This window comes from Streptomyces sp. NBC_01237 (assembly GCF_035917275.1).
GTDB lineage: Bacteria > Actinomycetota > Actinomycetes > Streptomycetales > Streptomycetaceae > Streptomyces.
Genome location: NZ_CP108508.1, coordinates 6,162,824 through 6,182,278 on the forward strand (window position 1 = coordinate 6,162,824; position 19,455 = coordinate 6,182,278).

A 19,455-nucleotide genomic window follows, 5' to 3' on the forward strand; every position below is an offset into this window, starting at 1 on the left:
GATGCGGAAGATACTCATAGTCGGAGCCGGTCAGTCCGGTCTCCAGCTCGCCCTCGGCCTTCAGTCGAGAGGGTACGAAGTCACCCTGATGTCCAACCGCACGGCCGACGAGATCCGGTCCGGCCGGGTCATGTCGACCCAGTGCATGTTCCACACCGCCCTCCAGCACGAGCGCGACTACCAGCTCAACTTCTGGGAGTCGCAGGCGCCGAAGATCCAGGGCCTGGGCGTCTCGGTCGCCGCCCCCGACTCCTCGCGGGCCGTCGACTGGGTCGGCAAGCTGGACGGGTTCGCCCAGTCCGTCGACCAGCGCGTGAAGATGGCCGGCTGGATGGAGACCTTCGCCCAGCGCGGCGGTCAGCTCGTGATCCACGGTGCGGCCGTCTCCGACCTGGACTACTTCTCCCGCACCTACGACCTGGTGATGGTCTCGGCCGGCAAGGGCGAGCTGGTCTCCATGTTCGGCCGGGACGCGTCCCGTTCGCCGTTCGACGCCCCGCAGCGTGCGCTGGCGGTCGCGTATGTGCACGGCATGGGCGTGCGCCCCGAGCACCCCGACTTCGACGCGGTCCGCTGCAACCTGGTGCCGGGCGTCGGCGAACTGTTCGTGATGCCGACCCTGACCACCTCCGGCCGTGCGGACATCCTGTTCTGGGAGGGCATCCCGGGCGGTCCGCTGGACGTCTTCCAGGGCATCAAGGACCCGTCCGAGCACCTCGCCAAGACGCTGGAGCTCATGGAGAAGTTCACCCCGTGGGAGTACGCGCGCGCCACCAAGGTCGAGCTGACCGACGCCAACGGCACCCTGGCGGGCCGTTACGCCCCGACCGTCCGCAAGCCGATCGGCCGGCTGCCCGGCGGCGGCCTGGTCCTCGGCGTGGCCGATGTGGTCGTCGCCAACGACCCGATCACCGGGCAGGGCTCCAACTCGGCTTCCAAGTGCGCGAACGCGTATCTGGACTCGATCATCGGGCACGGCGACCGCGAGTTCGACGCGGAGTGGATGCAGTCCACGTTCGACCGTTACTGGGACACCGCGCAGCACGTCACGAAGTGGACCAACGCGATGCTCGGCGTACCGCCGGAGCACGTCCTGAACCTGATCGGCGCCGCCGGTCAGCTCCAGCCGGTCGCCGACCGCTTCGCCAACGGGTTCAACGACCCGGCGGACTTCGACAACTTCTTCTTCGAGCCGGAGAAGACGAACGCGTACCTCGCCGAGGTCTCCGGGGCCTGACCCCGTACATCCGGCGGCCGGGCCGGGGCCGATGTGTCGACCCGCCGGCCCGGCCGCCGCATGCGCCGGTCTACTCCTCCTGGGCCGTGTCCGGGCTGTACCCCTCGTCCGAGCCCTCCGACGCTCCCTCGGGCAGCTCCGGCGGTGTGTACGTGCTCAGCGGCGTGCCCTGCGGATCGGGGCGGACCGCGCCCAGCAGCGGGTTCGACGCGACCGGCGACACCTTCACCGAGGTCCCGGGGCGCGGCGCCTGCACCACCCTGCCGTTGCCGATGTACAGCGCGACATGGGTCGCCTTCGGGAAGTAGACCACCAGGTCGCCGGGGCGCAGGGACTCCATGGGCACCTTCGGCAGCTGCCGCCACTGCTCCTGAGACGTCCGCGGAATGGTGCGCCCCGCCTTCGACCAGGCCCGCGAGGTGAGCCCGGAGCAGTCGAAGGAGTCCGGGCCCTCCGCTCCCCACAGATACGGTTTGCCGATCTGTTCGACCGCGAACGCGACGGCGTCACCGCCCTGTTCGGTCGGCGGCCGGGTCGAGCTGAGTGCCCCCGAGGCGACCAGCTCGCGCTGGGCCTTCGCCGTGTTCCGCCCCTCCAGCGTCGCCAGCCCGGCGAGCTGTTCGGCGGAGAGCGTGGCCAGCAGTGCCTCGACCTTGTTCAGCTTCGACCGGACGGTGTCGCGCTGCTTCTTCTGCTTCGCGGTCAGCGTCCGCTGCTCGGCCAGCGCCTTGCGGGAGGCGGTCGCGAGCGCGGCGGCGCGCCTCTCGGCACCGGTGAGCCTGCTCACGGTCGCCGCCCGTCCGGCGGCGGCCCGCTCGATGACATGGCTCTGGTCCAGGGCGTGTACGGGGTCGCGGGCCAGCAGCAGATGCAGATACGCGGAGTACTCGGACCGGCCCTGGTACTGCTCACGGGCCAGCCGCCCCGCGTCATCCCGGCTGCCGTCGAGGGCGAGCCGGGCCTTCGCGAGATCGGACGTCAGTTTCCTGGTCGCCGCGGTGCGCTTCTTCAACTCCTCCGCGGTGCCGTTGTAGGTCTCGGTGGCCTCTTCGGCCTGCTGATAGAGCGTCCGTAGCTCCGTGAGCAGCTCGCCGATGCTCCTGGAGGTTCCGGGTCCGTTGCCCGACTCGGGGGCGTCCGTGTCCTGGCCGAGGCCGACCTCCGCGTCGGAATCCAGGTCCAGGTCCAGGTCCGCTTCTGCGTCTACGTCTACGTCCACGTCCGCTTCTGCATCCGCGTCCGCGTCCGTGTCCCCGGCTCCGGCTTCCTCCCCGGGTTTTTCCGCCGACGGTGTGGACTCCCCGGACGGAGAGGGGCCCGGATCGACGGAGGAGGCGGGCGAGGCGGTGGCGGGGGAGGTCGCGACGAGTGCGGCCAGTGCCGCCGTGCAGACCGCGCGCAGGATTCCGCCTGACACGACATCACCTCCGGGACGGGGGCGGAGCGCCGTGAAGGAGCCCCGTATAAGTAAGCGAATCTGATTAATCCGCTCACTCGATGTCGGGTGAGGCAAGCACCGCGCGGCGTGGCGGCCGGCGGATCCCCCGAAAGGCGGTGCCGGGGGATCCGCCGGCGGGGCGTCACTCCACGGGGAAGGAGTAGAACGTCCGGTCCCGCTGGACCACGACGGTCTTCTTGGCGGTCAGGGTCCGGTACGGGGCGGTGACCGTGGCCCCCTTGGGGTCCTGCGCCCCGATGTCCTGGAACTTCCACAGCCGCCGCCCGTCGGCCGCCGAGAACACGGTGACCTGGGAGGCGTCGGCGGCGATCAGGGTCTTCTCGCTGGCGCTGAGAGTGATGGCGGGGGCGTTGCCGCCGAGCGGGACCTCCGTCGAACGCCGCCACACGAGCCGGCCGGTCTCCCGCTGGACCGCGCCGACCTCCTGGCTGCGGTTGGTGGTGTGCAGCAGGGGCCCGGCGACCACGGGCGTGCCGTACACGGAACCCGTACCACCGTTCAGCACCCACACCGGCTTGGCGGTGTCCGCCTCGAAAGCCTGAAGGTTCGTGCCCACCGCGCCGTAGAGCCGGCCGTCCTCGTCGCCCAGCACACCCGCGCCCGGGGCGACGGCACCGTACTGCTTCGCCCACAGCAGCTTGCCGGTCTTCTGGTCGAAGGAGCGGATGGTGCCCTTCCCCTTGGCGGTCCTGACGTCGGCGGGTGTGAGGGTCGCCGCGTCCTGGCGTACGAGAAGGTCGGCGGAGCGCTCCGCGACCAGCTGGTAGGAGGGCGTTCCCGGGGCCCGGCCCGCGGGTACGGCCGTGCGCCACAGCTCCTTGCGCCGCACGATGTCGTACGCGAAGAAGTACGCCTGGACGACCTGCTTGTCCTTGCCCGGCTTCTTGCCCTTCTTCGGCTTCGGGGCCTTCACCGTGACCGTGTGCGAGCCGGTGAACCAGATGACGGACCCGGACTGCCCGGTGATCCGGCCCACCGTCAGAGCCGGCAGGCCGGTGAACTGGTCCACGTACCGCACCCGGTGCTCGACCGCGCCGTCCTCGGGCGACAGCCACAGGAACTCGGTCGGGCTCGCCACGAAGCAGAGGTTCTCGCCCGCCGCCAGGGCCGCCTGCCCCTTCGCGGCGTCCGCGCGCTGCCAGAGGCGCTTACCGGTGCGCAGGTCGACGCCGGTCGCCTGGCTCTCGCTGGTCAGCACCAGCAGCTTGTCCTGCCACAGGGCGGTGGTGAGCGGCGTCGACTCGGAGGCCGGGTGCGCGTAGGTCCACCGAGGCTCCGGAGCCTGGCCCGGAAGGGTACGGGGGCGGTCCGGGGCGGGCTTGTCGTCGCCGGTGGACGGGCTGTCGTCCGACCCCAGTACGGCGACGGCGCCACCGCCGACGATCAGCCCGGCGGCCGCGGCGCCCGCCGTGATCAGCAGGGCCCGGCGGCTCGCGGTGGGATCGGGGGCCGGAGCCGGGGGCGGCAGGGGGAGCGACACCATCGGGGTGGCCGCCGGTGCGGCGGCCCCCGGCAGAGCGGCGGCGGCGTACGGGGCGGGGCCGCCCCGGTGGTGCTGGTAGGGCGCCGCGGGGGAGGGGGCCGGAAGGGCCGGAGGGGTCTGTGCGGCGGCCGGGGCGGCGGCGGTCAGCTCGCGGGGGACGGCGAGTTGGGTCGTCGGGTGGTCGGTCCTCGGGGCGCCGGACACGGTTCCGAGGAAGCGGGTGGTTCCCCGGTCCTCCTGCCCGGCCACGGCTCCGGACGGGGCTCCGGCCACGACTCCGGACGGGGCCGCGGGCACGGCCACCACGTCGGCACCGCGTGCGACGACGACGGCGTCCTCGGGCCCGTCCGCTGTCACGACCGGCGCGTCCTCGGGCCCGTCCGCCCCGTCCGCCTCCTCGACCGGCGTCTCCAGCGCCCGTACCCGCGCCTCCTGGTCCGCCACCGCCGCCGACAGCCGTTCCGGGAGCCAGCCGCCCCTGGCGAGGCCCGCCGCTCCCTCCAGCGCCAGTTCCGCGGCGACCGAACCGGCGCTCGGCCGCTGATCCGGATCCTTCGCGAGGCACCCGGCGATCAGTTCCCGCAACCCTTCGGGTACGGCCCCCAGTTCGGGCTCCGCGTGCGCGATCCGGTCGGCGGCCTCCTCGGGCGGGCCGTCCGTGAACGGCGTCGTACCGGTGGCCGCGTACGCCAGCAGCAGCCCGAGCACGAAGAGGTCGGAGGGCGCGCCCGCTTCCCTGCCCTCGGCCTGCTCGGGCGTCAGGTACCCCAGCCGTACCGAGAGCTGCCCGCCCCTCGCCTCGGCGGAGGCCGCCGCGCCCAGCGGGCCGAAGGCGGTGAGCCGGGGTCCGTCCTCGGCCAGCAGCACCGTCCCGGGGGCGAGCCCCTGGAGCACGGCACCGCCCGCGTGCACCCGGGAGAGGATCTCGGCGATGCCCGCGCCCAGTATCCGCACCGCGCGCTCGGGCAGCGGTCCGGCGAGGCCGATCGCCTCGGACAGGGTCAGCGCGGGGACGTAGCCGGTGGCCGTCCAGAGGCTGTCGGGCTCCTCCGCCGCACCGCCGGCGTCGTCGTCACGGGTGCCCCGGACGTCGAGCGGCGGCGTCACCCAGCCGCCCGCCAGGCGTTCGGCGGTGCGGGCCTCCGACTGGAAGCGGCGGCGGAAGGCCGGTACCTCGGCGAGGGCGGGCCGCGCCGCGGTGATCACGGCGCGTTCGTCCGCGCCGGTCTCCCGCGCCAGGTACTGCACGGCCGCGGCGCCCTCACGGAAGCGGGCCAGCACGGTGTACCGGCCGAAATGGCGTGGATCGTCCTGACGCAGCGCCTCCATGGCGCACCCCCCTCGTGACCGTCCCTCGGCACCTGACCGTCGATCTTAGGGCCTGCCCCGCGCCGCTCCGCCCCACAGGCTCAGCTGCCGCTCCCGGGCTTCGTCCAGGGCCACTTGAGGGTGCGCGGCTCGCGTCCGCCGGGGGCGTACTCGTACACCCAGCCGCGCTGGATCCCGAGCCGCTTCGAGTACCCGGCCGGAACCCGCCGGTACGCGTACACGGTGGCCGGCCCGCCGTCGGCGTCCGGCACCGGGACCTCGTACCACTTGGGCGGGTGGCCGGTCGGGCCGAGGAGGATGGGCAGCACCCTGCCGTCCAGGGGGCCGCCGGTGAAGGGGGTGTTCTCGCTTTTCACCGGGTCAGTCTGACGCAGCGGGGTCGGGCAGCAGGTGCGCCGCCTCGCCGACGACCGGGAGAACCAGCGCCGCCAGCCGTCCGGCCGGTCCTCCGGCGGTCTCCAGGGCCAGCAGGTCCGCCACCGCGGACCGGGTCTCCGGGTCCGTCGCCGCGGTCGCCGCGAGCAGGGCGATCAGATGGTCGACCAGCCAGCCGCGCAGCTCGGGAGCCGGGGGCTGCTTCTCCTCGTCGAGCCAGATCAGGGACGCGGCCTCGACGGCGGCGATCCAGGTGCGCACCATCATGTGCAGCCGCCGCCCGGCGGGACGCGGGCCGGGGCCCGTGCCCCGGCCGAGGTGCAGCAGTATCTGTTCGGCAGCCGCCCGGCGTACGCCGTCGACGATCGCCGTCGTACGGGAGGTCTCGGCGACGCTGCCGCCCTGGAGCAGGGCGCTGAAGCCGGCGTCGTGCTCGTCGACGAAGCCGAGGTAGCGGTCCAGGACCCGGCCGACCCGTTCGGTGGGGGGACCCACCGCGGGCTCGGTGAAGCAGAGTTTCAGCTCGTCCGCGGCGGAGCGCAGCGCCGCCTCGTACAACTGCTGCCGTCCGCCGGGGAAGTAGCGGTAGACGAGGGGCCGGGAGACACCGGCGACCACCGCCACCTCGTCGAGCGAGACCTCGTCGGGAGCCCGGTGCGCGAAGAGGCTGAGCGCCGCGCCGAGGAGCTGGGTGCGACGCTCCTCGACGCTGAGCCTGCGGTACGCACGGGGCGGCGGCGGGGCTGCGGCGGTGGAGGTCATGGCCCGAAGCCTAACGGGCCGCCCCGCGCCGGGGAGCGGGCTCAAGCCAGCAGGCCGGAGCGCTTCCACAACCGGCGGCCGACCCCGTTCAGTATGCCGATGTCGTCGAAGAAGTCCGTCAGCCGCTTCGCGCCCGACTGCATGACCTCCTTCCGGTGGCCGCTCGCCCGCACCTGGGCGACCGCCTCACGGCGGTCCAGGCCGACGTTGTCGTACACCTGCGGATTCACGAAGCAGACGGAGAAGACACGCGCGGCCTCCCCGCAGCTGACCCGGGTGAGCTCCCGCTCCCAGCGCGGCGCGGTCACCATCTGGCGGCGCAGCTCCTCGCGGGCGTACCGGACGTGCCGGGCCTCCTCGACGACATGGATGCGGGTCACTCCGCGCACCAGGGTCTGGACCCGCTCGTCCGGGAAGGTCAGCCGCTGCATCCAGTCGAGGATCTCCTCGCCGAGCAGGGTCGCGGCGAACGAACCGGGAGTGGTGGACACGGTCTTCAGGACCCGCGCCAGGTTGTGGTAGACCCGTGGGACCGGGTAGGTGGGGGCGCCGCCCCAGTCGATCATGCGGCCGAACATGATGGAGTGCCGGCACTCGTCGGCGATCTCGGTGAGCGCGTACCGGACGTGGTTGCTGGTCACCGGCTTGTCGTAGACGTGCCGGACCAGCAGCTGGATGAGGATGATCTCGAACCAGATCCCGAGCGAGGCGAGCGCGGCCGACTCGTGCCGGGCCAGGTCCATCCGCTGCTCCTCGGACATCCGGTCCCACAGCGGGGTGTCGTAGAGGGAGACGAGCTCCGGCGGCCAGAACCACTTGCCCTCCTCGACGGCGGAGTCCCAGTCGAGTTCGGTCTCGGGGTCGAAGGAGTGCTTGGCCGAGGATTCGAGCAGTCGCGCGGCCACCTGCTCGCGGTCGCGGAGCGGGCCGAGTGCGTCGCGGAGCGCCTGCACATCGCGATCGGTCACTGTCGTCATGGCTGGGGGCACCTCACACGTGGGTTACCGGCGGTCACCCCTTATGAGACTGCCTGTCAGCAAGGCCGTCAATCCCTTGCGCACGACTTGTTGACCCAGCGTCTACCAGCGTGTGAACCTGCCAGGGAAGCAGTCGCTGGAAGTGCTCAGAGAACGATCAACGCGCGTGGGTGCCAAGGAACTTACCGAGTCATGCGAGGCGAAGGAGCCGTCCGTGTCGACACACGACCTCTACACCACCGCCCCCGAGGAACCACTGTGGCAGGTGCCCGCCTCCGGGGCCGCCCGGTTCAGCTGGGACTACGACGACGGACGCCAACGCCTTCTCGCCCTCTACCAGAAGGGCAAGGACAAGCAGTGGGACGGCAACAAGCGCATCGACTGGTCCATCGAGGTCGACCCGGCCGACCCGTTGGGCACCCCGGACGAGGCCCTCACGCTGTACGGCACCCCGCACTGGGCGAAGATGACCGACAAGGACCGCGGCGAGCTGCGCAAGCACTACACGTCCTGGCAGTTCAGCCAGTTCCTGCACGGTGAGCAGGGCGCCATGATCTGCGCGGCCCGGATCGTCGAGTCCGTCCCCGACCTGGACGCCAAGTTCTACTCGGCGACCCAGACGATGGACGAGGCGCGGCACGCGGAGATATACGGCCGCTTCCTGCACGAGAAGATCGGGATGCTCTACCCGGTCAACGACAACCTCCAGGGGCTGCTCGGCGACACGCTGCGCGACTCCCGCTGGGACATGCCCTACCTCGGCATGCAGGTCCTCATAGAGGGCCTGGCCCTCGCCGCGTTCGGGATGATCCGCGACACCACGACCAAGGCGCTGCCCAAGCAGATCCTCGCGTACGTCATGCAGGACGAGGCCCGGCACGTGGCCTTCGGGCGGATGGCCCTGCGCGACTACTACAAGCAGCTGAGCGACGCCGAGCTGCGCGAGCGCGAAGAGTTCGTCATCGAGGGCTGCTACCTCATGCGCGACCGGCTCAGCGGCGTCGAGGTCCTGGAGAACTTCGGTATCGCCAAGCAGGAGGCCAAGGACCTCTCCGAGCACTCGGAGTACCTCCAGCTCTTCCGCAAGCTGCTGTTCAGCCGGATAGTCCCGTGCGTCAAGGACATCGGACTGTGGGGCCCCAGGCTCCAGAAGGCGTACGTCGACATGGGCGTCCTCGAACTCGGCGACTCCAGCCTGGACCTCCTGATGGCCCAGGACGAGGAGATCGCCGAGCAGTTGGACCGGGACCGCTTCGCCGTGGAGGAGCAGGCCAGGGTCGCCGAGGTCGCGGACGCGATAGCGGAGGGCGGCGTTCTGGCGGGGTGATCCGGCGACGGGCCGGGCGCGCCGGGGTGTTCGGGGGCCGAACCGGGCGCACCGGCTCCCTCGGGCGCCCGGCCGGTTCCTCGGTTTCTCGGGGTCCCGGGGTTCCTTCGGTTCCTCCGGTGAACGGCCCGACGGCGCCGGTCCTGCCTCGGGATTCTCTCGACCTGATACCGATATGGCCCTGGTCGAAATTCCGTTCGCAAACGTGACGTAACTTGAGCGCATGACCACGCCGCCTCCGCCGCCGCAGGGCCCGTACGGGCCGCCCCAGCCTCAGCAGAATCCGTACGGCCGGCAGGCCGCCCCGGGGCCCTACGCGCCACAGCAACAGCCCTACGGCTACCCGCAGACGCCCCCGCCCCCGCCGCCGCAGCAGGGCGGATGGGGTCAGCCGGGCATACCCGGCGGCGGGCAGCCCGGGATGCCCGGCTGGCCGCCGCAGGGCCCGCAGCCGCCGCGCAGGAAGCGCACCGGACTGGTCATCGGGATCGTGGCCGGTGCGGTGGTCGTCGCCGGCGGGATCGCCTTCGGCGTCTCGCAGCTGGTCGACAAGGGCGCCGACGCGGTGTTCCCCGAGGCCGAGTACAAGCTCGTCGTACCCAAGAAGGTGCTGGACGAGGAATTCACCCTGGCCCAGGACATGTCGGAGACCGAGGGCAAGGAGATCGAGGACACGCCCGACCCGAGCGTCCGGGACGGGAAGGCGGTCATGGCGCAGTACACCTCGGACAAGCAGGGCGCCCTCGTGCTCTCCGGGATGTACGGGCGGCTCGCCAGCCCGGACTTCATGCGCGGCAAGATCATGGAGGGGGCCGCGGAGGCCGAGGGCGCGACCCTCGTCGTACCCGCCAAGAAGTTCACCCCCGACGGGTACGACATCACGATCGAGTGCCAGATCGTGCAGTCGAAGGACAGCGGCGGCACCGCCAACATCCCGATGTGTGCCTGGGGCGACGGCAACACCGCGGCGATGGTCGCGGTCATCCGACCCGAGAACGTGCTGAAGGACGCCAAGTCCATCGATCTGAAGGCGTCCGCCGCGGAGGCCGCCAAGGTCCGCGAGGAGACGCGCAAGCCGCTCGGCTGATCAGGCGGCGCGGCGGCGCGGCGGTGGGGACCGTCCGCCGGGTCGCCCGCCGACCGGTGCCGGGAAGCGGCTCCGCAGCGTGGACACCCGTGCGGTGGGACCGTGTGCACACAGGTGGGGCAGGCGCTTCCCGGCATCCGCGACCGTGGGGCGCCGGCCTTCCGGGACCCACCACAGCGCGGTCATCGACTCCTGGGCGTGCTCGAACCACTCACGGCGGCGGGCCGGCGGTTCGCGGTGCCGTCCCGCGTACATGAATCGGGTCAGTGCGTCGGCGTCCCGCCACACGGACAAGTCGATGATCAGCCGGTCGTCGCCGAGAACGGCCATGCCGGTGGCAGGACGTTCTCCACCGCGCGGGCCGTTCCGAGCAGCGAGGCATCCTCCCCGCGCCCGGCCACCAGCTGGAGCCCCACCGGGCAGCCGTCCCGGGTGAATCCGGCGGGCAAGGTGGCCGCCGGATGGCCACTCAGATTGAACGCCCAGGTCAGCGCCGTGGAATAGGTGTCGCCGGGACCCTCGTGCCCGTGCGGCCGGTTGGGTGTGGTCGGGGTCAGCAGCAACGGCGCACGGGCGAACAGGGCATCGAGCCTGCGGTCGTTCTCGCCCCGCACGGACCGGGCGCCGTCCTGGTCCGGCCCACCGCCGCGTATCGCGACCCAGGCCGCCGCCGGGTCGAGCAGGGCGCAGTCCCCGTCCAGCAGCGTGACGGCCCCGGCCGCGACCAGCCGGTCCACCGCGCCCCGCACCACGGCCTCGACCTCCGGGTCCACGTCCGCGTACCCGAGGTCCGGGCTGTACACGGCGGACAGCGGCAGCGGCAGCGGCGGCGCGGGTGCGGCGGGCGGTGCGCAGTCGTCGAGTACATGGCGCAGGTAGCGCTCCGCTCCGGCCACCGACCGGGCGATCACCCCGGCCGCCGCGAGCCCCGAACGGTCCGGTGAGGGGAGCAGCCCGTTCGTCGTCTTCAGCCCGAACACGCCGCACCAGGCCGCCGGGATGCGGACCGATCCCGCCCCGTCGCTTCCGGTCGCCAGCTCCACCAGGTCCGCCGCGACCGCGACCGCCGAACCCGCGGAGGAGCCGCCCGGGGTGCGGTCGGCCCGCCAGGGATTGACCGTACGGCCGTGCCTGCCCTGCCCCCAGGTCTGCCAGACCGTGCCGGGGCCCGGCACGGACGTCGAACCGACCGGCACACCGCCCGCCGCGATCAGCCGGCGGGCCGCGTAGGAGCGGATGCCGGCGGGCCCCTTCACCGCGAACGGCAGCCCGGCCAGGGGGAGCAGCCGGGCCTCCGGTTCACGGGCGAGCGCCGCCTCGTGCCACACCTCGGTGAACGCGCACAGCCGCGGGTCCAGCCGGTCGATCCGCTCCAGCGCCCGCGCCACCGCCGATACCTGCGTCATGAGGCCAGTCTCCCGGCCCGCGCGCCGAGCGGTCGAGCGGCTTTCGCAACGGCCCGCCCGTTCCCCGGCCCCTCACCCGCCCGCCCGCCGCCCGTTCACCCGTCGAGCGCCGCCTCCATCACGGCCCGTGCGATCGGCGCCGCGCTGCCGCCGCCGCTGATGTCCGCCCGGTCGGCGGAGGCGTCCTCGACGACCACCGCGACCGCGACCGCGGGCCGTCCGGAGTCCGGGTTCTGCGCCCAGGAGATGAACCAGGCGTACGGCGTACCGGAGTTGTCGATGCCGTGCTGCGCGGTACCGGTCTTGCCGCCGACCTTCACCCCGTCGATCGCGGCGTTCGACCCGGTGCCGTCCTCCACCACGTCGACCATCATCCGCTGCAACTGCATCGCCGTCGACGGGCTCATGGCCTGGTGGTACGAGCGGGAGCCCTGCTGCTGGACGGTGTCGCCGTCATGGGCGGTCGTACGGTCCACGAGATGCGGATATCTGAGGTCGCCGCCGTTCGCGACCGCGGCGGCGACCATCGCCATCTGGAGGGGTGTCGCGGTCGTGTCGAACTGCCCGATCGAGGACAGTGCCAGCTGGTCGTCGCTCATGTCCGTGTCGAAGTTGCTCTTCGCCACCCCGGACGGAATCCGCAGTCCGCCGTCGTTGAAGCCGAACCTGCCCACCGCCTCCACCATTTTGTCGAGCCCCACCTCGACGCCGAGGTGCGCCATGACCGTGTTGCAGGAGACCCGGATCGCCTCGGCCAGGGACGCCTTGGCGCAGCCGCTCGCCTCGTTGGGCAGCGTGGTCGTGGTGCCGGGCAGGACATAGGGCGACGGGGTGTCCGTGCCGGCGTCCGGATCGGTCACCACCCGGGCGTCCAGCGCCGCGGCGGCCGTCACGATCTTGAAGGTGGAACCCGGCGGATAGGTCTGCCGGATGGCCCGGTTGAGCATCGGCCGGCTCTTGGCCGCGTTGAGCCGGGCCCAGGCGTCGGTGACCGGGGAACCGGTGCCGGACAGCCGCTCGGGGTCGTACGAGGGCGTCGAGACCAGAGCCAGGATCCGGCCGGTCGAGGGTTCCACGGCGGCGACCGCCCCCCGGCGTCCGCTCAGCCCGTCGTACGCGGCGCGCTGCATCGAGTCCTTGACGGTGGTGACGACATCGCCTCCCGGCTGCCGGCCGCGGGTGATGTCGTTCCACAGGGGGAAGGGGGCGAGCAGCGAGTCGGTGCCGGACAGGATGCCGTCCTCGGCGTTCTCGATGAGCGTGGTGCCGTACGTCTGCGAGGCGTAGCCGGTGACCGGTGCGTACAGGGGGCCGTGCAGATAGGTGCGCTCGTACGCGAGTTGTTCACCGGTGTCCTTGGAGCCGGTGACGGACTTGCCGCCGACCAGGATGTTGCCGCGCGGCTCGTCGTAACGGTCGATGGTGTTGCGGCGGTTGGCGGGGTTGTCGTCCAGCTCGTCCGCCTCGAAGAGCTGGATGCGGGCGGCGTTCAGCAGCAGCGCCACGAGCAGCAGCAGACAGAAGGCGGCGGCCCGCCGGATGTAGCGGATCACCGTTCGTCCTCCAGGACCGGGGCGATGACGCCGGTCTCCACCTGGTCGGGATGGGGTCTGCGGGCCACATCGCTGACCCGGATCAGCAGCGCGACGATGATCCAGTTGGTGACGACGGACGAACCGCCCTGGGCGAGGAACGGCATGGCCATGCCGGTCAGCGGGATCAGTCCCATCACACCGCCCGCGATCACGAAGACCTGAAGGGCCAGGATCGAGGCGAGACCGATGGACAGCAGCCGCCCGAACGGGTCGCGCAGCGCGAGTCCGGCCCGGTAGCCCCGGGCGACGAGCAGCGCGTACAGCAGGAACACCGCGGTCAGTCCGGACAGGCCCAGTTCCTCGCCCGCGGTCGCCAGGATGAAGTCGGACTTGGCGGCGAAGCCGATGAGGACGGAGTGGCCGAGGCCGAGTCCGGTACCGAGCATGCCGCCCGCCGCGAACGCGAACAGCGACTGGGCGAGCTGGCTCGGACCCCGCCCGGCGTCGATCGAGGCGAACGGGTCGAGCCAGTCCTGCACCCGGCTGTGCACATGCGGTTCGAACGAGCCGACGACGAAGGCGCCGACCGCGGCGAGCAGCAGTCCGACGGCGATCCAGCCGGTACGGCCGGTCGCCACGTACAGCATGATGACGAAGAGTCCGAAGAAGAGGAGCGAGGTGCCGAGGTCGCGCTCCAGGACCAGGACGCCGACGCTGAGCAGCCAGATCGCCACGATGGGGCCGAGCACCCGGCCGGTGGGCAGCTGGAGTTTCCAGATCCGGCGCCCGGTGTACGCCAGCGCGTTGCGGTTCGCGGCCAGGTACGCGGCGAAGAACACCGCGAGCAGGATCTTGGCGAACTCGCCCGGCTGGAAGGAGAGTCCGCCGATCCTGATCCAGATCTTGGCCCCGTTCACGGCGGGGAAGAAGATCGGCACGATCATCAGCGCCAGCGCGGTGGCGACCGAGAGATACGCGTAGCGCTGGAGCACCCGGTGGTCGCGCAGGAGGACCACGACGGCGATGAACAGCGCGACCCCGAGCGTGGACCAGATCAGCTGGGTGGGCGCGGCCTGGTCCTTCGGGGTCTCCAGGTCCAGCCGGTAGATCAGCACCAGGCCCAGGCCGTTGAGCAGGACGGCGATCGGCAGCAGCAGCGGATCGGCGTACGGGGCGCGGAAGCGGACCGCGAGATGGGCCAGGAGCGCGAGCAGACCGAGCCCCCCGCCGTAACCGGCGACATCGGGCGGCACGGCGCCGTTCCTGGCGAGGCCGACGTTCGCGTAGCCGTAGACGGAGATGAGGACGGCCCCGACGAGGAGACAGAGCTCCACCCCGCGCCGCTTGGGCAGGCGTAGCTCGGGCGGGGGAGCGTCCGCCGTCGATGGGGTCATGCCACGCAACGTAGCAAGAGGCGTGCGGTATTTCCCTTATGTCGCAGCGCGTCCGCGGCGCGGCAGAGGGCCGGGGCCCGCGCCCCCCGGCCCGGATTGCCCGCGCCCCCGGCCCGGATGCCCCCATCGGCCTCAGGGGGCCGGTGCGGGGCCGGGGGATTCCGGAGCCGGGTCGTCGTCGGGCGGCACGTACTCCGGCAGCGTCAGCCGCGCCACCGCCCCGCCGTCCGCCGCGTCGGCGAAGACCAGCTCCGCCCCGATCACCCGTGCCTGGCCCACGGCGATGGTCAGGCCGAGCCCGTGGCCCTTCCCGCTGCCGTCCGTACGGAACCGCTGCGGCCCGCCGTCGAGCAGATACGCCGGGAACCCCGCCCCGTGATCGCGCACGGTCACCACGGGGCCTTCGATGCTCAGCACCACCGGAGGGCGGCCGTGCCGGTGGGCGTTGGCGACCAGGTTGCCGATCACCCGCTCCAGCCGCCGCCGGTCCGTCTCGACCCGGGCCGCGCCGGTGATCCGTACCTCGGTGTCCGTACCGGAGGCCCGGACCACCCGCTCGGCGACCGGCCCCAGTTCGTGCACGGCGGGATCGATCTGTTCGGTACGGGCGTCGAGCCGGGAGATCTCCAGCAGGTCCTCGGTCAGCGCCCGCATCGCCCGGACCCGGTCCTGGACGAGTTCGGCGGGGCGGCCGGGCGGCAGCAGTTCGGCGGCGGCCGACAGCCCGGTCAGCGGGGTGCGCAGTTCGTGCGCCACATCGGCGGTGAACCGCTGCTCGGTCTGGAGCTTGTGCTGGAGCGTGGAGGCCATGGTGTCCAGGGCGCCGGCGACGATCGCCACCTCGTCCTGGGCCCGTGCCGGGCGCGCGGTACGGGGGTCGTGGACCCGGGCGTCGAGGTCGCCCGCGCTGATCCGGCGGGCCACCCGGGCGCTCTGGTGCAGCCGCCGGGTCACCCGGCTGACGGCGAACAGGCCGACCAGGAGGGTGGCGGCGATGGCCAGCAGCGAGGAGCCGACGATCGCCCGGTCGAGGCCGCTGATCGTGCGGGCGCTCTGGCTGTAGTCGATCCAGGTGGCGAGCGCGCGGCCGTCGGCCGGACCCGCCGCCCACATCGCCGGGTGGCCCGCGTCGTCGGTGACCACCGTGCCCTGCTCGCCGCCCACGGCCAGGGAGCGCAGCGACGCGGGCAGGCCCGCCGGATCGACCCCGGAGCCCCGGGGGAGCGGTTCGCCGGCCTCGTACGCCCTGGTGACCTCCTCCAGCCGGTCCAGGGCCTTCTCGCGGGCGTGGCCGACCGTCTGCCGGGTCACGGCTGTGTGCACCAGGACGCCCAGCAGGGCGGCGAGCGTGCAGCACATCACCGTGAGGAAGACCGCGGACTTCCAGGTGAGGCTCGCGGTCCAGGAGGGCGTGCGAAGCCCGCGCCTCTTCACCGCTGCCCCGGTGCGGAGTCGGAGGCGGCCGGGGAGACGGAGGGGGACGGTGAGGCGGGCGGGGTGGGGGCAGGGTTCCGCTGCCGGGGCATGCGCAGGATCTCGTCCCTGGTGGGCAGCATCGCGTGCTGCTGGTCGTCCCAGGTCCAGGCCGTGCGGTACTCGTAGCCGGTGATCGCCGAAGGCGACCGCATGATCAGGTCGCGGCCCGCCAGCTGCACGCTGATCACCGCGTCCGCGGTGGACATGATCCGGGTCAGCCCCTCCCGGTCGGCCATGTAGACCCGTACGGCGAGCTGGTGGTCGGGCAGCGTGACGCCCAGGACGAGTTCGTCCTTCCCGTCACCGGTCAGATCGCGGAAATACGGAGCGAGGACCGGGCAGGTGCCGGCCTGTACGCCGCAGGCGTTCAGCCGCCGGACGGTCTCCTGCGGGAGCTCGTCGGTGCCGCTGTCCCGGTCGGGGTGGGCCTTCAGTCCCGCCCGCACCACGGCCACCGGGTCCAGCGCGCGCACATTGCCGTCCGGAACCCGGATACCGGGGATACGGGCGGTCTCGCCCTCCCCGTAGTCGTACGGGGCGGCCGAGGCGGCGGGCAGATCCGGCCAGAGCCGGGAGGGTTCGACGGCGGACGGGGTGCGCCCGGCGCTCTCCAGCCCTCCGGCGGCGCCGCAGCCGCAGAGCAGCGCCAGCGCGGCGCCGACGGCCGCGGCGGCGCAGGCCGGCGTCGGAACGTGGTGCGGACGCACGGCGCGGCCCCCTCTTCGACGACAGGGCCTACACCCTAGACGGAAAGGGACGCGCAATGACTATTTCATGATGTTTTACAGCGATATGGCGACCGCGGCGCGCGGTGGTCCGGGCGACCGCGGCCCTGCGGCTCCGCGGCCCCCGGCCCCACCTCAGCGCTGGTACGGGTTCTGTCCTGGCGGCGCGTAGCCGGGCTGCTGCTGCGCCTGGCCGTACGGGTTGCCGTCCTGTCCGGCGTGGTGCTGGGCGAGCAGGGCGTCGGCCTGCTCCTTCGGGATCTGCTGTTCCCCGCCGCAGAAGGTGCACTGCGTCGCGAACTTCGTCGAGAACGGGAACAGCGGCACGAAGAACAGCGTGAACTTCGTGACCCGCTTGCGCAGCGTGTGCGCGGCCGGGTTGCCGCACCAGCCGCACACCATCGTCAGGATGGCCAACTGGTACAGATAGCCCCGCGTACCAAAAATGATCATGCTCTGGTCCCTCTCCCCGTCTTCCCGTGAAGCGCCTGACGGCACAGTGTCAGGAGCCTCTCGTCCTCGTACGTGTCATGGCTGCCGTATCCGCCGTCCATGGCGTTGTGGCGGCGTACGGAGACGAGCTCGGCGCGCAGCACGTGCGCTGCTCCCGAGCCTGCACCAGCGGGACCCATCCGCGCCAGGCATTCCGCCACCCGGACTCGGACGTGCCGGTTCTTCTCCCAGGCGGCGAGGAGCACGGGAACGGTCTCCTCGGTCCGCCCAGACACCTCCCAGAGCGCGATCGCGGCGTCCACCCGCAGCCACAGCTCGTCGTGCTCCAGGAGCGCCCGCAGCCGGGGCGCGACCACCAGCGCGTGCGGCCCGAGCCTGCCCAGCGCCGCAGCCGCCGTCCGCCGGTCGTGCACATGCTCCGTCTGGAGGCCCTCGATCAGCACGGGCAGCACGGCGTCGGCGTCCCCGGCGACCGCCCAGAGCGCGTCGGCCGCCTCCGTGGCCGCCACGGTCCCCGGCCGCCGGATCAGGGCCCGCAGCTCCGGCACGGCACAGTGCGCCGCGGGCCCGAACGAACCGAGCGCCCGCAACGCCGCCGTACGCAGCCACTCGCCCCGGTACTCGGGCGCCCCGCGCAGCACCCGCAGCACCTCGGGCGCCGCCTCGCCCGCCCGCAGCCCGGTCAGCCCGGACAGCAACGGGCTCGCCCGGTCGTAGGCCCCCTCGTCGAGACCGACCTCGCCGAGCCTGCGCCGCAGCGCCTGTGCGAGCGGCGCGGCGGCGGCACCGAGGTGGCCGATGGCGTACCCCACGTCGTGCGGCACCTCGGGCTGCTCCAGCGCCGCCGCGAGCGCGGGCACCGCACGGACGTCGCCGAGCCGGGCCAGCGCCTTCACGGTGGAGCCGAGGCCGGGAGGACCGCTGGCCCACTCCTTGACCCAGCCGCCGGGGTCGGCGGCCAGCCGAGCCGCCAGGGCATCCGCGGCGGGGGCCGCCAGGCCGAACAGCTCTTCGAGAACGTGCGAGGCGGCGTCGGCCAGCCGGGGTTCGGGGTCCGCGAGCTGCTCCCCGACCAGCCGGACGAGGCCGTCGTACGAGCCGCGCCAGGCCCGGATCAGCCCGCCGCTCATCCGCACGGCGTCGATGCGCTGCCAGCGGTCGGGGCTGCGCAGCTGGTCGGTGAGCAGGGCGGTCCGGTCGTTCACCCGGTCGTCGAGCCCGACGTGCAGGGTGCGCAGCAGGTCGGCGGTCCACGGGGCGCTGCGGCCGACGTACTCCTCGGCGGACAGCGCGCGGAACTGTCCGACGAGGGTCGGCGGCGCCTGCTCCACGACGGGGGTCTTCCCGCCGGTACGGGGCTCCGCGTCCGGTTCGGCGTCCGGTGCGGCCTCGGACTCCGTATCCGGCGACAGACCGGCATCCGGCGACGGGCCCGCTCCCGTGACCACGCCCGCGCCCGTATCCGCACCGGCTTCCGCTCCCGCGTGCGCCTCCGCCTCCGCCCGCGCTTCCGGGGGCGCGCCGGTCATGGAGCGCAGCTCGCCCAGGAGCCCGGAGACCACCGGCACGACATCGCCGGGCAGGACGTCCGGGGCACAGCGCGCCAGCTGGGCCAGGGCGGCCAGGCGCAGCCCCGGCGCGTACGCCTGAGCCGCCAGGAGGCTCAGCCATTCCGCCACCCGGCCGGCCAGCGGGCGGTGCCGGAGGGCGACCCGCCCGGCCGCCTCGACGAGCGCCAGCCGTACCTCCTCGTCCGCCTCCACCGGCAGCCGCTCCCGCAGCAGCGCGAGCACCCGCACCGGGTGCCGGTGCAGGGTGGCGAGGGCCAGCGGGGCCGCGAGCCGCACTCCGGGGTCCTCGTCGGCGATCAGCTCGAAGAACACCCCCGCGCCCGCGGTGACCGCGGCCGCCGCCATGGCGTAGTTCGCGGCGCCCTCGATCTCGTCCTCATCGATCTCGTCCTCGTCGTCCTCGTCCAGATCGAACCCGCCGATGCTGGTGAGCAGCTCGACCACACTGCCCCGGTCCTGTACGCCCGGATCCACGGCCAGTTCGAACAGGAACGGGATGCACGCGAGTGTGCAGGCGTAGACATCGCCCTGGTGGTGAACCGCCCCGTACATCCCGTCGAGCGCGCTCTCGCGCACCGCCGGATCCGCGGAGGCGAGCCCCCGCAGGAGACCGGGCACATCGTCGGCCGGTCCGTAGGCATGCTCCATCGAAGCCCAGTCGACCTCGTCGATCCCCGCGAACACGCCATGCCCTCCCCACGATTACGGCAGCGCCCGGAAATGGCGCACAGTCTTCCGGCACACCCTTCCGGCACGCTCCGAAGAAGCGTCTGGGCAGAGTGTGCACCACGGCCCGGACAATCCACCCACCACTTGCGGCCTTTCCTCGTGCCATGACCAGGTCATGACCACTTCATGG

Annotated in this window: 16 protein-coding genes; 3 read left to right on the forward strand and 13 right to left on the reverse strand. The window is 72.6% G+C overall.

Features of this window, described 5'->3' with window-relative positions; genetic code table 11:
• The first annotated feature begins 1 nt into the window (after window position 1).
• On the forward strand, window positions 2–1,237 hold the full coding sequence (locus OG251_RS27605) for a styrene monooxygenase/indole monooxygenase family protein (protein WP_326679651.1): 1,236 nt from the start codon (window positions 2–4) through the stop codon (window positions 1,235–1,237).
• Between the two features lie 70 nt (window positions 1,238–1,307).
• On the opposite strand, the gene OG251_RS27610 is transcribed toward OG251_RS27605, so the two are convergent.
• The 5 genes from OG251_RS27610 to OG251_RS27630 form a co-directional block, all read right to left on the reverse strand.
• A complete protein-coding gene (locus OG251_RS27610) occupies window positions 1,308–2,654 on the reverse strand; it encodes a C40 family peptidase (protein WP_326679652.1) in 1,347 nt (448 codons plus the stop codon).
• Window positions 2,655–2,817: 163 nt separating this feature from the next.
• Window positions 2,818–5,508 (reverse strand): outer membrane protein assembly factor BamB family protein, encoded by a 2,691-nt coding sequence (locus tag OG251_RS27615; protein ID WP_326679653.1) that lies wholly within the window; start codon window positions 5,506–5,508, stop codon window positions 2,818–2,820.
• An 80-nt stretch (window positions 5,509–5,588) separates the two neighbouring features.
• Window positions 5,589–5,864 (reverse strand): hypothetical protein, encoded by a 276-nt coding sequence (locus OG251_RS27620; protein ID WP_326679654.1) that lies wholly within the window; start codon window positions 5,862–5,864, stop codon window positions 5,589–5,591.
• Between the two features lie 4 nt (window positions 5,865–5,868).
• Entirely contained in the window at window positions 5,869–6,645 is a 777-nt protein-coding gene (locus OG251_RS27625) for a TetR/AcrR family transcriptional regulator (protein ID WP_326679655.1), read from the reverse strand.
• A gap of 41 nt (window positions 6,646–6,686) precedes the next feature.
• The gene (locus OG251_RS27630) at window positions 6,687–7,622 is read right to left on the reverse strand and encodes an AurF N-oxygenase family protein (RefSeq protein WP_326679656.1); all 936 of its coding nucleotides are present in this window, start codon (window positions 7,620–7,622) and stop codon (window positions 6,687–6,689) included.
• Between the two features lie 214 nt (window positions 7,623–7,836).
• Between OG251_RS27630 and OG251_RS27635 the strand changes: the two genes are divergently transcribed.
• Together OG251_RS27635 and OG251_RS27640 are read left to right on the forward strand one after the other, a co-directional pair.
• Complete coding sequence (locus tag OG251_RS27635) at window positions 7,837–8,949, forward strand: ferritin-like domain-containing protein (RefSeq protein ID WP_326679657.1); 1,113 nt, start codon at window positions 7,837–7,839, stop codon at window positions 8,947–8,949.
• A 223-nt stretch (window positions 8,950–9,172) separates the two neighbouring features.
• Entirely contained in the window at window positions 9,173–10,036 is an 864-nt protein-coding gene (locus OG251_RS27640) for a hypothetical protein (RefSeq protein WP_326679658.1), read from the forward strand.
• Here OG251_RS27640 and OG251_RS27645 read toward each other — a convergent pair whose 3' ends face one another.
• From OG251_RS27645 to OG251_RS27680, 8 genes are all read right to left on the reverse strand, one after another.
• Window positions 10,037–10,366, reverse strand: coding sequence for a DUF3291 domain-containing protein (locus tag OG251_RS27645; protein ID WP_326679659.1), 330 nt, complete (start codon window positions 10,364–10,366; stop codon window positions 10,037–10,039).
• Window positions 10,339–11,442: an amidase gene (locus OG251_RS27650; RefSeq protein ID WP_326679660.1), complete on the reverse strand. Its 1,104-nt coding sequence runs from the start codon at window positions 11,440–11,442 to the stop codon at window positions 10,339–10,341. The genes OG251_RS27645 and OG251_RS27650 overlap by 28 nt, the downstream gene beginning before the upstream one ends.
• Before the next feature lie 95 nt (window positions 11,443–11,537).
• Window positions 11,538–12,995 (reverse strand): penicillin-binding transpeptidase domain-containing protein, encoded by a 1,458-nt coding sequence (locus OG251_RS27655; protein ID WP_326679661.1) that lies wholly within the window; start codon window positions 12,993–12,995, stop codon window positions 11,538–11,540.
• The gene (locus tag OG251_RS27660) at window positions 12,992–14,371 is read right to left on the reverse strand and encodes an FtsW/RodA/SpoVE family cell cycle protein (RefSeq protein ID WP_326679662.1); all 1,380 of its coding nucleotides are present in this window, start codon (window positions 14,369–14,371) and stop codon (window positions 12,992–12,994) included. The genes OG251_RS27655 and OG251_RS27660 overlap by 4 nt, the downstream gene beginning before the upstream one ends.
• Before the next feature lie 132 nt (window positions 14,372–14,503).
• Complete coding sequence (locus OG251_RS27665) at window positions 14,504–15,805, reverse strand: HAMP domain-containing sensor histidine kinase (RefSeq protein ID WP_326679663.1); 1,302 nt, start codon at window positions 15,803–15,805, stop codon at window positions 14,504–14,506.
• Window positions 15,802–16,554, reverse strand: coding sequence for a hypothetical protein (locus tag OG251_RS27670; RefSeq protein WP_326679664.1), 753 nt, complete (start codon window positions 16,552–16,554; stop codon window positions 15,802–15,804). Before OG251_RS27670 ends, OG251_RS27665 begins: the two co-directional genes overlap by 4 nt.
• 153 nt (window positions 16,555–16,707) lie before the next feature.
• Window positions 16,708–17,025, reverse strand: a complete 318-nt coding sequence (locus tag OG251_RS27675; protein ID WP_073717827.1) for a zinc-ribbon domain-containing protein — start codon at window positions 17,023–17,025, stop codon at window positions 16,708–16,710.
• On the reverse strand, window positions 17,022–19,280 hold the full coding sequence (locus OG251_RS27680) for a HEAT repeat domain-containing protein (RefSeq protein WP_326679665.1): 2,259 nt from the start codon (window positions 19,278–19,280) through the stop codon (window positions 17,022–17,024). Before OG251_RS27680 ends, OG251_RS27675 begins: the two co-directional genes overlap by 4 nt.
• Window positions 19,281–19,455: the final 175 nt, after the last annotated feature.